Origin of the sequence: Vibrio sp. zbq_1 (assembly GCF_043102935.1) — a bacterium.
GTDB lineage: Bacteria > Pseudomonadota > Gammaproteobacteria > Enterobacterales > Vibrionaceae > Vibrio > Vibrio parahaemolyticus.
Genome location: NZ_JBICJH010000003.1, coordinates 1 through 15,570, shown reverse-complemented (window position 1 = coordinate 15,570; position 15,570 = coordinate 1). Strand labels below are relative to the sequence as shown.

7 protein-coding genes, 1 pseudogene and 1 riboswitch are annotated in these 15,570 nt (G+C 45.5%); of the genes and pseudogenes, 5 read left to right on the top strand and 3 right to left on the bottom strand.

Translation table 11 applies throughout. The features are described 5' to 3' along the window. The first annotated feature begins 37 nt into the window (after window positions 1–37). Both uvrA and ACF8CV_RS00095 read left to right on the top strand, forming a co-directional pair. On the top strand, window positions 38–2,860 hold the full coding sequence (uvrA, locus tag ACF8CV_RS00100) for an excinuclease ABC subunit UvrA (protein ID WP_138938546.1): 2,823 nt from the start codon (window positions 38–40) through the stop codon (window positions 2,858–2,860). A gap of 67 nt (window positions 2,861–2,927) precedes the next feature. After that, window positions 2,928–4,706: a PglL family O-oligosaccharyltransferase gene (locus tag ACF8CV_RS00095; protein WP_025541508.1), complete on the top strand. Its 1,779-nt coding sequence runs from the start codon at window positions 2,928–2,930 to the stop codon at window positions 4,704–4,706. Between the two features lie 129 nt (window positions 4,707–4,835). Here ACF8CV_RS00095 and ACF8CV_RS00090 read toward each other — a convergent pair whose 3' ends face one another. Continuing rightward, the gene (locus ACF8CV_RS00090; protein WP_138938538.1) at window positions 4,836–5,957 is read right to left on the bottom strand and encodes an alanine--glyoxylate aminotransferase family protein; all 1,122 of its coding nucleotides are present in this window, start codon (window positions 5,955–5,957) and stop codon (window positions 4,836–4,838) included. Window positions 5,958–6,283: 326 nt separating this feature from the next. Beyond that, window positions 6,284–6,462: riboswitch (Lysine riboswitch) on the top strand. A 102-nt stretch (window positions 6,463–6,564) separates the two neighbouring features. On the opposite strand from ACF8CV_RS00090, the gene lysC reads away from it, so the two are divergent. After that, window positions 6,565–7,917, top strand: coding sequence for a lysine-sensitive aspartokinase 3 (lysC, locus tag ACF8CV_RS00085; RefSeq protein ID WP_138938539.1), 1,353 nt, complete (start codon window positions 6,565–6,567; stop codon window positions 7,915–7,917). A gap of 123 nt (window positions 7,918–8,040) precedes the next feature. Here lysC and metH read toward each other — a convergent pair whose 3' ends face one another. Then, complete coding sequence (metH, locus tag ACF8CV_RS00080; protein WP_138938540.1) at window positions 8,041–11,721, bottom strand: methionine synthase; 3,681 nt, start codon at window positions 11,719–11,721, stop codon at window positions 8,041–8,043. 191 nt (window positions 11,722–11,912) lie between these two features. Between metH and ACF8CV_RS00075 the strand changes: the two genes are divergently transcribed. Then, entirely contained in the window at window positions 11,913–13,247 is a 1,335-nt protein-coding gene (locus ACF8CV_RS00075; protein WP_020841345.1) for a sodium:proton antiporter, read from the top strand. A 266-nt stretch (window positions 13,248–13,513) separates the two neighbouring features. On the opposite strand, the pseudogene ACF8CV_RS00070 reads toward ACF8CV_RS00075, so the two are convergent. Next, window positions 13,514–14,664, bottom strand: a pseudogene (locus ACF8CV_RS00070) (IS3 family transposase). A gap of 333 nt (window positions 14,665–14,997) precedes the next feature. Between ACF8CV_RS00070 and ACF8CV_RS00065 the strand changes: the two are divergent. Continuing rightward, entirely contained in the window at window positions 14,998–15,111 is a 114-nt protein-coding gene (locus ACF8CV_RS00065) for a DNA-binding protein (RefSeq protein WP_023583877.1), read from the top strand. The last annotated feature ends 459 nt before the right edge of the window (window positions 15,112–15,570 follow it).

Genomic DNA, 15,570 nt, shown 5'->3' with positions numbered 1-15,570 from the left:
ATACTTGCCCAACTTGGTTATACATAGAGCAAAAATGATGGATAAAATAGAAGTTCGCGGTGCCCGAACCCATAACCTCAAAGACATCAATCTGACTATTCCTCGCGATAAACTGACAGTAATTACTGGGTTAAGCGGCTCCGGTAAGTCCTCTCTCGCATTCGATACCTTATATGCAGAAGGCCAACGACGTTATGTCGAATCACTGTCTGCTTATGCTCGTCAGTTTTTGTCTCTTATGGAAAAACCAGATGTCGACCATATCGAAGGTTTATCACCGGCGATTTCTATTGAACAAAAATCGACATCTCATAACCCTCGCTCAACCGTCGGTACCATCACCGAAGTTTACGACTACCTACGTCTGCTTTACGCTCGTGTTGGTGAACCACGCTGTCCTACTCACCACGCCCCATTAGCCGCACAAACTGTCAGCCAGATGGTGGATAAAGTACTGGAACTGCCAGAAGGCAGCAAAATGATGCTGCTTGCTCCAATCGTAAAAGAGCGCAAAGGTGAGCATGTAAAAACACTAGAAAACCTTGCCGCACAAGGTTTTATTCGAGCGCGTATTGACGGCGAAACTTGCGATCTTTCAGATCCTCCAACACTGGAGCTACACAAAAAACACACCATTGAAGTCGTGGTCGACCGATTCAAAGTTCGCCCAGATCTGCAACAACGTTTAGCAGAGTCATTTGAGACGACGCTAGAGCTTTCTGGTGGTATTGCGGTGGTTGCTCCGATGGATGGCGATGGGGAAGAAATCATCTTTTCCGCGAACTTCGCTTGTCCGCAATGTGGCTACAGCATGCAAGAGCTGGAACCGAGATTGTTCTCATTTAACAACCCAGCAGGCGCGTGTGGAACTTGTGATGGCTTAGGTGTACAACAGTATTTTGATCCAAGCCGAGTGATTCAAGATGATTCACTCAGTTTGGCACAAGGTGCCATTCGTGGTTGGGATCAAAAGAATTACTATTACTTCCAAATGCTGACTTCATTGGCGGATCATTATGGATTTGATTTGCATGCTCCGTTCAACTCTCTGCCAAAGAAAACGCAAGACGTTATTCTCAAAGGCTCAGGTCGCACCGAGATCGAGTTTAAGTACATCAATGATCGCGGCGACATTCGTGTAAAGCGCCACCCATTCGAAGGGATTTTAAATACGCTTGAACGTCGTTACCGCGATACCGAGTCCAACTCGGTTCGAGAAGAGTTAGCTAAATACATCTCGACAAAATCATGCTCAAGCTGTGGCGGTACTCGTCTACGCCTTGAAGCACGTAATGTATTTATTGCCGATACTGCCTTACCTGAGATCGTTGAGCTCAGTATTGCAGATGCCCTTACCTTCTTCCAAACACTCAAGCTAGAAGGTCAACGTGCGCAAATCGCAGAAAAGGTCATGAAGGAGATCAATGATCGTCTACAGTTCCTTGTAAATGTGGGCTTGAACTACCTTAATTTATCCCGGAGTGCAGAGACGCTATCCGGTGGCGAAGCACAACGCATTCGCTTAGCGAGCCAAATTGGTGCAGGTCTTGTTGGTGTCATGTACGTCTTAGATGAACCGTCAATTGGCCTCCACCAGCGTGATAACGAACGACTCCTAAAAACACTGACTCATTTGCGCGATTTAGGTAATACCGTACTCGTGGTAGAACACGATGAAGATGCCATTCGCTGTGCCGATCACGTGATTGATATTGGCCCGGGAGCGGGGGTACACGGTGGTAATGTGGTTGCCGAAGGAACGATGGATGAGATCATCGCCAACCCGAACTCTCTCACAGGTCAGTATCTAAGTGGCGCAAAAGAGATAGTAGTCCCTAAAGAGCGTACCCCTCGCGATCCCAAGAAAACCGTCGAGCTACTAGGCGCAACAGGTAACAACCTGAAGAACGTCGACTTGTCTATTCCTGTCGGATTGTTTAGCTGTATTACTGGCGTGTCTGGCTCCGGTAAATCAACCTTGATCAACGATACGTTCTTCAAAATTGCACACACCCAACTCAATGGCGCTACTACTGCACACCCATCGCCTTATAAGTCGATTAAAGGTCTAGAACATTTCGATAAGGTTATCGACATCGATCAAAGCCCAATTGGCCGAACACCACGCTCGAACCCTGCGACGTACACGGGAATCTTTACCCCTATTCGCGAGCTGTTTGCTGGTACGCAGGAATCACGTTCACGTGGTTACAAACCTGGCCGCTTTAGTTTTAACGTTCGTGGTGGTCGCTGTGAAGCTTGTCAGGGGGATGGTGTTATCAAAGTCGAGATGCACTTCTTACCAGACGTGTACGTGCCATGTGATGTGTGTAAAGGGAAGCGCTATAACCGCGAAACACTGGAAGTACGCTACAAAGGCAAAACCATCGATGAAGTACTGGAAATGACCGTCGAGGATGCTCGCACCTTCTTCGATCCTGTTCCTGCGATTGCCCGCAAGCTGCAAACTCTAATGGACGTTGGTCTGTCTTACATTCGTTTAGGTCAAGCGGCAACCACATTATCAGGCGGCGAAGCGCAGCGAGTGAAATTGGCAAGAGAGCTATCCAAGCGTGATACGGGTAAAACCTTGTACATTCTGGATGAGCCGACAACTGGTCTGCATTTCCATGACATTCAGCAGTTGTTGACCGTACTTCATCGCCTGCGCGATCACGGGAATACCGTTGTGGTTATCGAACATAACTTGGACGTCATCAAAACAGCAGACTGGATCATCGACTTAGGACCAGAGGGTGGACAAGGCGGCGGAGAGATCATTGCCCAGGGAACACCAGAAGATGTGTCTCAGATCGAAGGTTCGCACACAGCTCGATTCCTTAAGCCTATGTTGAAATAGAAAAAACGGGTAAAGTACAAAGACCAGCCAATGCTGGTCTTTTTTCATTCAAAACAACGCAATATATATGGCTACTATACATGTAAGTGGAACCAAACTTTCTCCTGAAAAAGTACAAGTTCCTCTCAATCGCAAGTTTCTCATCGCCTTGGCCGTTCTGTTTTTACTGGCCATGCACTTTTTTATGCCCAATCCAGGTGGGTCAGGGTTAGCCTTATCCTTCAACGCAACAACGTGGATTGCATTTAGCTTTGCGTTAGGTATCGGTTGCTATCAGCTCGCGAGTAACCGCATTTTACGCTATTCAAAGCTAACCATCGGGTTACTGATCAGCGCGATCATCATGACGTTGCCAGTATTCTACCCCAATGCGGACAGCACTCTGGCAGCGAACAAACTTATCGGCCTGTGGAGTGGTTTCCTGTTTTTTGTTGTCTTACAGCAATTTCATTTCAGTAATAAGCATCGCCAACGGTTACTTTGGTTCATCGTACTGGCTGTCGTGATTGAAGCTCTATTTGGTCTGACACAATATCTTTTTCTAAAACCAGGGAATCCTTTCGGCTACGACACGATTGCTAACCGTCCGTACGGGATCTTTCAGCAACCAAATGTGATGGCTAGCTTTCTCGCTACTGGATTAGTCATTGCCAGTTACCTTCTAGCTCGTCAACCCTATAAGTACTCACGTAAGCTAAGCGACGTTTACCTTTTATATGCCGTACCTGTTGTTACCTTGCCGTTGATTGTCGCGTTAGCTTCGCGCACAGGATGGCTAGCGACCATCATCGGTTTGTTGTTAGTGATTCCGTATATGTATCGCTTTGCAACCAAAGGCCGCTTTATTCGCTGGATCGCAGCTTTGGTTACGGGCTTGGTGCTCTCGTTCGTTGTAATGAGCATTGCATTCCCGGACGGAAGTGGACTGGCGACAGAGAAAGTGAATATGGAATCGCCTCGAGCGTACACTTTCCCTCAAACCTTGGATATGGTGATCGAGAAACCGTTCACTGGCTACGGTTACGGTAAGTTTGAATCTGAGTACATGCTGTACACTGCGCGCCAGCATGCGCTGAATGAGAACTATCCTGCAGGCTTGCCATCGATGGATCATCCACACAATGAAATGTTGTACTGGGGCGTAGAAGGTGGGCTTCTGCCTGTATTAGGCATAATCCTCGCAATGGGATTGGTTTTACATCGGATTTATCAAGCCAAACGTGGCACACGCCTAGCGTTGCTTGCGTTATTCATTCCTATCGTACTTCACTCTCAGTTGGAATATCCGTTTTATCACTCTCTCGTGCACTGGCTGATTTTCATCATTTTGCTGTATTGGGTCGACCAGCGTGTCTCGCGCTATCGCCAAGTTGGGTTTAGCAAAGTGACCAAAAGTCTACTGCGCGTTTTTAGCTTGGTAATTCCGGCCGTGTTTACCTTCTATATGGTGAGCGCACTACACACGAACTACATTCTGACGAAGTTCGAAACTACGCGACCAACTAACCCTGATATTTTGAATCAGGTAAGTAACCCGGTCGTATGGAAAGACAGATTTGACTGGGACGTTTACAGTACCTTTTTGAATATTGGTCTGTACAAGCAAGATCCAAGTTTGATTCAACCTTATATTGATTGGTCATTGCAGATCATTAAAGATAAGCCACGCCCTGCGTTCTACAATAACTTGATCTTGGCTTATCAAGGACTGGATGACAGCAGTAAAGCAGAACAAATTCGTGCTGAGGCTCAATTCCTATTTCCGAACATCGACTTTAGCCAAGTAAATTATCAACCACCTTCACAAGCCCAATCGGCAACGACTAGCGTGTCTGATGCGGAATAGACAAACAAAAAAGCGAAGGACTTCCTTCGCTTTTTTGCTTTCAGCCCAATGATTTTAGGCCCTGTTGGTCTATGAGTAATGAGAAAAACTCTGAGTTCCAAGCTCTTGAGACGCTCTAATGCGCAACTCTTACTCAGTTAAAGACTCTTCCAGAGCCTTCAAGCACAGCGCGACATTTTCCGCGCGAGCACCGTATCCCATCAATCCAATACGCCATGCTTTGCCAGCTAACGCACCTAGCCCTGCACCAATTTCAAGGTTGTAAGTTTCAAGTAGATGCGCGCGAACTTTCGCTTCATCGATCCCTTCCGGCACATAAATCGCGTTCAATTGAGGTAAACGGTAAGATTCTTCCACCACAAATTCAAAACCCAGTTTCTGAAGACCATCTTTCAACTTCTCATGCATCAATTGATGGCGAGCCCACGCGTTCTCAAGCCCCTCGTTCTGTAACACAAGCAGCGCTTCATGCAATGCATATAGGCTATTCACTGGAGCGGTGTGATGGTAGCTACGCTTACCTTCCCCACTCCAGTATCCCAACACTAAGCTTTGATCGAGGAACCAACTTTGAACTGGCGTAGTGCGCGATTGAATTTTTTCGATAGCAGCCGGAGACAGCGTCACCGGAGACAAGCCAGGCACACACGACAAACACTTTTGACTGCCCGAGTACACAGCATCAAGCTGCCATTCATCAACTTTTAACGGTACGCCGCCTAACGATGTAACGGCGTCCACAATCGACAACACATTATATTGCTTGGCTAACTTACCTAGAGTTTGTGCATCACTGACAGCACCGGTTGATGTCTCAGCATGCACAAAAGCCAGAATTTTTGTATCAGGATGTTGCTGTAGTGCTTGTTCAACTTTATCTACTGAAGCAGGCGCACCCCATTCATCATCGACTAGCACCACTTCACCACCAGCACGAATAACGTTTTCACGCATGCGCTCGCCAAAGACACCGTTTCGACAAACGATGACTTTGTCACCTTTCTCGATCAAGTTAACGAAACAAGTCTCCATCCCAGCACTGCCTGGAGCAGAAACCGCAATAGTGAACTCATTTTCGGTTTGAAAAGCGTATTTCAACAGCTGTTTAAGCTCATCCATCATCGCGATAAACAGAGGGTCTAAATGACCAACCGTTGGACGGCTAAGGGCTTGCAATACCTGCGGATAAACATCGGAAGGACCAGGGCCCATTAAAATTCGGTGAGGGGGAATAAAGCTTTGGATCGGCATGTCAGCTCCTTGATTGCAGTCATTTAGCCTGAAAGAAGTCATTTTTAGAATTATTTGCCATCAAAACATCGTCACTCTTCATTCTTTGCAAGAAAACTCACTTGAATTATTTAACAAGTCGTTCACCAGAAAACAGGAGCAATTTTTATTTCGATTAGCAATACATTCAGACATCAAAGGTTTCACACTAATGTATTTTGTTGCACACGGCAATTAGCCCTAAGTATAGAGGTCAAACCACTGTCACAATTTCGTTAATAAAAACCATCATTCTGGTTGAAATATTGATTGACATTGTGACGTCAAAACCGTTCAATGTTTGAGCTTTATGTAGAAGAGGAGCACTGCCCAGGCAGATGATTTGTGGAACCGCAATTCCAATACCAATCATTCAGGGGGAGTAGTGCCGAGGTAAGTCAAAATTGCAGGGTTTGGCTTGTCGGTTGACTTGGGTTGAGTCCCATCAACTGTCATCAGCACCGTCTGATGAAGAGCTTCTGAGGGTACATTTTCAAATGACAATCTAACTACCTCTCTTTTTGCTCTGTTCCTTTCCTCACAAAACATTGGATGTGTATATTTTTTAGGAAGTCGTGGGAGAAACGCAGTGAGCGCATTTAACGTAGCTAAATTCGGTGGGACCAGTGTTGCCAATTTTGAGGCAATGAGTCGTTGTGCCACCATCATCGAAAACAATCCAAATACTCGCCTTGTTGTTAGCAGCGCTTGCTCTGGGGTAACCAACATCTTGGTAGAACTGGCCAATGGCGTTCAAGATCAGGAACACCGTGCTGAGTTACTAAAAAACCTAGCTGAGATCCATGATTCCATTTTGGCTCAATTGGAAGATGCGACAGAAGCTTCTTCAGAGGTGTACGGAATTTTAGATACCGTGACCAGCCTTGCAGAAGCCGCCTCAATTCAAGCAAACACCAAACTGACCGACCACCTTGTGGCATGTGGTGAGTTAATGTCGACGCACATTTTGGCGCAACTCATGCGAGAGCGTGGTATCAATGCAGTGCGATTTGATATTCGTGAAGTGCTAAGAACCGACGACAACTTTGGTCGCGCAGAACCGAATATCAAAGCCATTGCTCAACTAGCCCAAGAGAAGCTTATCCCTTTATGTCTTGATTCTGTCGTCATCACACAGGGCTTCATTGGCTCTGACGAAGAAGGCAATACAACAACGTTAGGCCGTGGTGGTAGCGACTACAGTGCAGCCTTGATTGCTGAAGGTGTGAAAGCATCTGGACTTGAAATTTGGACAGATGTTCCTGGTATTTACACGACCGATCCTCGCATCGCACCAAAAGCGTCACCAATCCCAGAGATCAGTTTTAGTGAAGCCTCTGAAATGGCTAACTTTGGCGCGAAAATATTACACCCATCAACACTGGTCCCTGCTCTGCGCCATGATATCCCGGTTTTTGTTGGCTCATCTAAAGAACCAGAAAAAGGTGGCACGTGGATTCGTCATCAAGTCGAAAGCTCACCACTGTTTCGCGCCCTCGCTCTGCGTTGTAATCAAACGATGGTCACTCTACGTAGTGCGAACATGTTCCATGCGTACGGCTTCTTAGCAAAAGTATTTGAGATTTTAGCCAAGCACAAAATTTCGGTAGACCTTATCACCACATCAGAAATCAGTGTGTCACTCACACTGGATCAAACTGATACCTCAGGCGGCGCACCACAACTTCCTCAAGCAGCACGTGAAGAGTTGGAAGAGTTGTGTAAGGTCGAAGTAGAACATGGCCTTTGTTTGGTAGCCTTGATTGGTAACAAGATGAGTGAACGTAAAGGCTATGCGAAGCAAGTGTTTGGTACGCTAGAAGATTTGAACTTACGCATGATCTGTTATGGAGCAAGCCCTCATAACCTGTGCTTCCTTGTGAATGAGTCGGTGGCGAAGCAAGCCATTCAGAAGCTGCATACAGAGCTCTTCGAACAATAACATTGGTTTGTATCCTCAAGTGACCACTACCGTGGTTCAAAAGCATAACGTGGTTTTTGAGGGAACAACGACAAATTAAAGGGCTGCACATTGGCAGCCCTTTTTATTGCTTGTTCACTTGATTTAGCCGTTAATGTTTGGCCCCAACCATTTTTCAGCTTCGATCCTATCCCAACCTTTACGATCAGCATAACTCTCTAGCTGATCATCTTGGATCTGAGCGATCGCAAAATAGCGAGAGTCTGGATGTGAGAAATACCAACCGGACACTGATGCCCCCGGATACATTGCATAGCTCGTTGTAAGTGACATACCGATGTTCTCTTCAACATTCAGTAACTCCCAAAGCGGGCCTTTCTCTGTATGCTCAGGACAAGCTGGGTAACCCGGTGCAGGACGGATCCCTTGGTACTTTTCACGGATGAGCTCATCATTCGATAGATTTTCATCTGCTGCATAGCCCCAAATTTCTTTCCTGACACGCTCATGCAAGTATTCAGCAAAAGCTTCGGCTAAACGATCCGCCACCGCTTGAATCATGATTGCGTTGTAGTCATCGCCTTGCGCTTTGTACTCATCGGCCAACTCACGCTCACCGATACCGCCAGTTACTGCAAACGCTCCAACCCAATCCTGTTTGCCAGATTCTTTTGGCGCGATGTAATCCGACAAGCAGTAGTTAAAGCCTTTAGGCTTTTCTGTTTGCTGACGAAGATTGCGCAATACTTTAGCAACCTCGGTACGCGACTCATCGGTGTACACTTCAATATCATCACCCACACTTGCCGCTGGGAATAGGCCACATATCCCGCGAGCCTTAAGCAATCCTTCACGCTCAACTCGATCAAGCAGCTCATTGGCATCATGGAATAGACGCTGAGCCTCCTCACCCACTTCTTCATGTTTGAAGATTGTCGGGTATTTTCCTACCAGCGACCACGTCATGAAAAACGGCGTCCAGTCGATATACTTGCGTAAGGTTGCGACATCAAAATCATCAAAAATATGGAGGCCTGGTTTTGCAGGAACTGGTGGCGTGTATGCATCCCAATCTATCGCGATTTTATTTTCACGCGCTTGTTCTAACGTGACAGGCTTAGTACGCGGCTTCTTACGATTGTGTTGGTCACGAACACGCTCATAATCTGCATCCAGTTTTTCTATAAAGGCAGGTCGACGTTCATCGGAGAGTAATGACGAACAAACCCCTACTGCGCGCGACGCATTGTTTACGTAAACCACCGGATTTTTGTAGTTCTGCTCAATCTTAACGGCGGTGTGCGCTTTGGATGTGGTAGCTCCACCAATCAGAAGCGGAAGATCAAAATTGAGACGTTCCATCTCTTTAGCAACATGAACCATTTCATCCAGAGATGGGGTAATCAACCCAGACAAACCGATAATATCAACGTTCTCTTCTAGCGCGACTTTTAAGATCTTTTCACACGGTACCATCACGCCAAGATCGATGATCTCGTAGTTATTACACTGCAGTACAACGCCTACAATGTTTTTGCCGATGTCGTGCACGTCACCCTTCACTGTCGCCAACAAAATTTTTCCGTTACTGCTACCAGATTGTTTTTCGGCGTTAATAAAAGGCTCTAAATGCGCGACAGCTTGCTTCATTACACGTGCAGATTTCACTACTTGAGGTAAGAACATCTTACCCTCACCAAATAGGTCACCCACCACGTTCATGCCATCCATCAAAGGACCTTCAATCACTTCAAGTGGCTTTGCCGCATTTACACGTGCTTCTTCAGTGTCTGCAACGATGAACTCTGTGATCCCTTTAACTAACGCATGCTCTAAACGTTTTGCGACAGGCCAAGTTCGCCACTCAAGCGCAGAGGCATCTTCTTCTTTGCCAACGCCTTTATCTGCGTACTCAGCCGCGATATCCAACAATCTTTCTGTAGCGTCATCTCGACGGTTAAGCACAACGTCTTCTACTGCTTCTCGTAATTTTTCTGGTACGTTGTCATAAATTTCGAGCTGCCCCGCGTTCACAATGCCCATGTCCATACCGTTTTTAAAACAGTGATAAAGGAATACGGCATGGATTGCTTCACGAACGTAGTTATTACCGCGGAAAGAGAAAGACACGTTCGACACGCCACCGGAAATCATCGCGTGTGGCAAATCGCGCTTGATGTCCGCTACAGCTTCAATAAAATCAACAGCATAGTTGTTGTGCTCATCAATACCCGTTGCGACGGCAAAAATGTTCGGGTCAAAAATAATGTCTTCTGGCGGGAAGCCAACTTCGTCTACCAAAATACGATAAGCATTTGTACAGATTTCTAGCTTGCGCGCGCGCGTTTCTGCCTGACCAACCTCATCGAATGCCATGACGATCACAGCTGCGCCATAACGACGGATCAGTTTAGCTTGCTCAACAAATTTCTCTTTGCCTTCCTTCAAAGAGATAGAGTTCACAATACCTTTACCTTGAATGCATTTCAGACCCGCTTCAATCACTTCCCATTTGGAAGAGTCGACCATGATTGGCACTTTGGAGATTTCTGGTTCTGAGGCACATAGGTTTAGAAAACGCACCATACAAGCCTGTGCGTCTAACATCCCCTCATCCATGTTGATGTCGATGATTTGGGCACCATTTTCAACTTGCTGACGCGCGACTTCTAATGCTTCGTCATACTGTTCTTCTTTGATCAAACGTTTAAAGCGAGCAGAACCTGTGACGTTAGTTCGCTCACCGACATTGATGAATAAAGTCTCTTTCTCAATCGTTAATGGCTCTAATCCGGAGAGACGACAAGCAACAGGCAAATCTGGCAAAGCGCGAGGTGTAACACCTTCAACGGCCTGCGCCATTTGGCGAATATGCTCCGGCGTTGTACCACAACAGCCACCAATCAGATTTAAAAAGCCGCTGCTAGCCCACTCTTTTACATGCTCTGCCATATCTTCTGGAGAAAGGTCATATTCTCCAAAAGCATTCGGCAAACCTGCGTTAGGGTGTGCGGAAACAAATGATTCAGAAATACGAGAAAGCTCTTCCACGTATGGGCGCAGTTCATCTGGCCCCAATGCACAGTTAAGACCGAAAGATAACGGCCTTACATGACGTAGAGAGTTGTAAAATGCTTCCGTGGTTTGCCCTGATAACGTGCGCCCCGAAGCGTCGGTAATCGTACCGGAAATCATGACAGGCAGTGCAACACCAAGCTCTTCAAATACAGAATCGACAGCAAAGGCACATGCCTTAGCATTCAATGTATCAAAAATAGTTTCGATCAAAATAAGATCAGCGCCACCTCTGATTAACGCTCGAGTTGACTCGGAATACGCTTCAACCAGCTCATCGAAAGAAACATTGCGGTAGCCGGGATCATTCACATCAGGGGAGATAGAGCACGTTCGGTTGGTTGGACCAAGTACACCTGCAACGTAACGAGGTTTGTCAGGCGTTTTCGCCGTCCACTCATCGGCAACTTCACGAGCCAGTTTTGCCGCGGCGAAGTTAATCTCTTCACTCAGGCTTTCCATCTCATAGTCAGCCATCGCAATGGTGGTCGCGTTAAAGGTATTGGTTTCTAGAATATCAGCGCCGGCTTCAAGGTAAGCGCTATGGATTTCCTTAATTAGTTGAGGCTGGCTTAGCACCAACAAGTCGTTGTTGCCTTTTAGATCACAGTGCCAATTGGCAAAGCGCTCTCCTCGGTAATCTTGCTCTTCAAGTTTGTACCCTTGGATCATGGTGCCCATACCACCATCAATCAATAAGATACGTTGCTTCAATTGAGCTTCAATCTGTTGTCTTACTTTGCTTCCCACAGTACAGCCTCATTCCTTTAGTTATGATTCCATCCTATCACACAAACTTCAGGAGTCTAGACGTCTAAATGGAGATTTAATGATTATTTTATCTCCTTCTTAACTTGCAAAATAAACCCGAAAAAATGTTTGCTATTTAGACAGCATCAGCCGAGAATTCCATTCATAAAATGTTACAAATAGAGAGCTCTATGTCGGTCTATCATACTTTATGTTTTCTATCCGCAGCTGCAATGCTAATTGCTTTTGTAAACAGCAAGATAGGAAAGATGCAAACCACCATCGCCATTACAGCTGGTTCAATGGTTCTTTCTCTACTTATTTTGATCGCCGGTCAAAACAACTGGTTTCACCTTACGGAGATTGCAACAGAGACGGTAACAAGGATTAACTTTGAAGACTTTTTGTTGAAAGGCATCCTTGGATTTTTGCTTTTTGCTGGCGGCTTGGGCATCAAGCTACCCAACTTAAAAGATCAAAAGTGGGAAATCACGGTATTGGCTCTTGGAGCAACCCTGTTCTCAACCTTCTTCATCGGCTTTGTTCTTTATGGCCTTTGTATGCTGATCGGCATACAGTTTGATTTGGTTTACTGCTTGCTATTTGGCGCATTAATCTCGCCTACCGACCCGATTGCCGTTCTAGCTATCGTTAAAAAGTTAGATGCACCTAAACGTATCTCGACACAGATCGAAGGGGAGTCACTATTCAATGATGGCTTCGGCTTGGTTATTTTCGTCACGCTTTTCACCATTGCATTTGGCTCAGAAGCACCAACAGTCGGTAGCGTCACTCTACTCTTCATCCAAGAAGCGATTGGCGGGATCGTCTATGGCTTTCTATTGGGCTTAGTATTCCACTACCTAATCAGTGCTACTGACGATCACTCAATGGAGCTACTACTTACCATCGGTGTTCCTACAGCAGGTTACGCATTTGCTGAGTACATTCATGTTTCAGGCCCACTTGCAATGGTGGTGTCGGGAATTATGATCGGTAACTGGACGCGCTTTATTGGCTTCTCTAAAGAGAGTGAAGACCACCTAGACCACTTCTGGGAGTTAGTAGATGAGTTCCTAAACGGCGTGCTATTCCTATTAATTGGTATGTCGATGCTGCTATTTAAGTTCCATGAAGAAGACTGGATCATGATGGCAATTGCAGTCCCTCTGGTGCTAGCCTCTCGCTATCTCAGCGTCTTTATCTCATACATAGGCTTTAAACGTTACAGAAAATATAACTCATGGTCTGTAAAAATTCTGACTTGGGGTGGCCTACGTGGCGGCCTAGCGCTAGCAATGGCACTTTCGATTCCATCAGGGATTTGGGTGGTTCAAGACAAGCTGATCGATGTAAAAGAGATCATCCTTGTAATGACCTATTCGGTTGTGGTGTTCTCTATCCTGATTCAAGGCTCAACCATTACACCAATGATTGAAAAGGCGAAAGCTGAAGAAAAAAAGATGGAAGATGAAAAGCTAGCTCAAAGCTCTTTAGCAGAACAAAGAGAACAAACTGAAGCCTAATTCCATTCTCCCCATATTTAAAAAGCAGCTTTAGGGCTGCTTTTTTATGCTCTAAAATTCGAAGACTTCACCAACAATATTATCTAGAAACCTCGCCGTTCTACTCTCCTCAGAGCGAAGCCCGAGCCTAATACCAATCTAAGTAAAAATATGAACTAATTGAGACCATTCAACAATAGAACGTATTCGCTATGGATAGCCTCATATCGACTTTAAAAAGCTCGCAAGTCAGCAAAAATCCATTCAGATGATGAATAGCCACCGAGTCAGTAGACACTAGTTAGTCTTCTCTCATATTGCTTCTCATACTCTACAGGCGACAATTGATTATTGGAACCGTGCCTGCGTTTTACGTTGTAGAACATCTCAATATATTCAAAGATATCCATGCGAGCATCTTCCCGTGTAGAGTAGATTTTTCGTTTAACTCGTTCTCTTTTCAGTAACTGGAAAAAACTTTCTGCCACAGCATTATCGTGACAATTACCTCGACGACTCATACTGGCTTCCAGTCCATGTTGCTTTAAGAACTTGTTCCAGTCGTGACTCGTATACTGACTGCCTTGATCTGAATGTACGAGCACCTTTTGGCTTGGAGAACGGCGCCATATAGCCATTAAAAGCGCATCCAAAACCTACTCTTTAGTTATTCGACTTTTCATCGACCAACCAATCACTCTTCTAGAAAAAAGATCGACAACAACGGCAAGATACAACCAACCTTCATGTGTTTTTATATAAGTAATATCGGTCACCCACGATTGGTTTGGATCCGTTGGATTAAACTCTCTGGCTAATTTGTTAGCCGAAATGACATGTTCAGTACCCGCTTTAGCTCTGGGTTTACGATACCCGCGTTGTGACTGTAAGCCTTCTCGTTTCATCAAGCTATGTACTTGGTTGATTCCACAGAATTCCCCTTCATCTCGTAGGTCACTGTATATCTTCCGATAGCCATAAACCCCACCTGATTCCAGCCAAAACTGTTTAATAAATCCGAGAAGATACTTACGCCGTTTCTCTTGTTTGCTGTCAGGGTATTTTAGCCAGGCATAAAAACCACTTGGATGAACCCCAAGGATTTTACACATCCGTCGAACAGGCCAAACTGACTGGTTGGCTTTGATAAAGGCGTACCTCAGTCGGACTGGCTTGCGAAGTACACCGCGGCTTTTTTTAGTATATCCCGCTCTTCGGTAACTCTTTGCAGTTCTTTCCGAAGCCTACGAATTTCGGCACTTTCATCAGATTGAGCTTGGTGTTGGGAGGAGTCGGGACCGTAGCGCTTCACCCAAGCATAAAGACTATGGGTAGTCGTCCCTAAGCGGTTGGCAACATCAGCCACACTATGACCTTTTTCCGTGACCTGTTTTACCGCTTCAATTTTAAATTCTTCTGGATATCTTTTACTGCTCATAAGCACCTCTCTGTTAGTCATTTTGTCTAACTAAAAGGTGTCTATCAAGTCGGTGGCTATTCATGAAAATGAAACTGCTAGCCCTTGCTCATTTCAAATGACGGGACTCACGCACACAAATCGTCAAGTTTCTCAAGGTAAGCCGAACTAGTATCAATAAGTGGGTTCAAACCTTTTTTGAAGAAGGGCCGGAAGGACTGTAAGAAAAGCCAAGAACAGGAAAACCACCATTCTTAACTTCCGAGCAAAGAGAACAATTGAGTCAATATAAAAGATAAAGCCAATGATACACAAGACGGAGAACTGACTGGTTCCGACATCCTCGCTTATATCGTGAAAGAATTTGGCGAGCACTACCACCCTGACTCTATCTATTACCTGCCCAACCACATGGGCTTTTCATGGATAACTTCCCGCTCAAAACACGACAACACACTTATGGACTGAAAAAGCAACTCGCCCAAGAGCCGAGAAACAACAATTTGAGTATGCTTATCTGTTCGGTTCAGTCTGTCGCAGAAGAGGAATTGGTGAGGCTATCATTGTCCTTGGATTCATAAAGACGTCATGATGGAGCACGGCAGTCACGTAGGAAGGACGTCACGCCGTCGTTATTATGGATGGATCGGGATGGCATACAGAAGAAATTGCCAATGACTTTAAATGTCAGTGTCATCAAACTTCCCCCCTATTCTCCAGAGCTAAACCCTATCCGGACAAGTATGGCGTTGGTTGCGGCAACGCTATTTAGCCAACCAATCTTTTACTGATTACCACGACATCATCTTCAAAGTCTGCGATGCATGAAATCGATTTTTGGATTGCTCCAAAAGAGTCATCAAAATATGCTCGAGCTCGATAAGATGGATAGACCTGACCAGTTAATTTTCTAGATTGGTATGACTT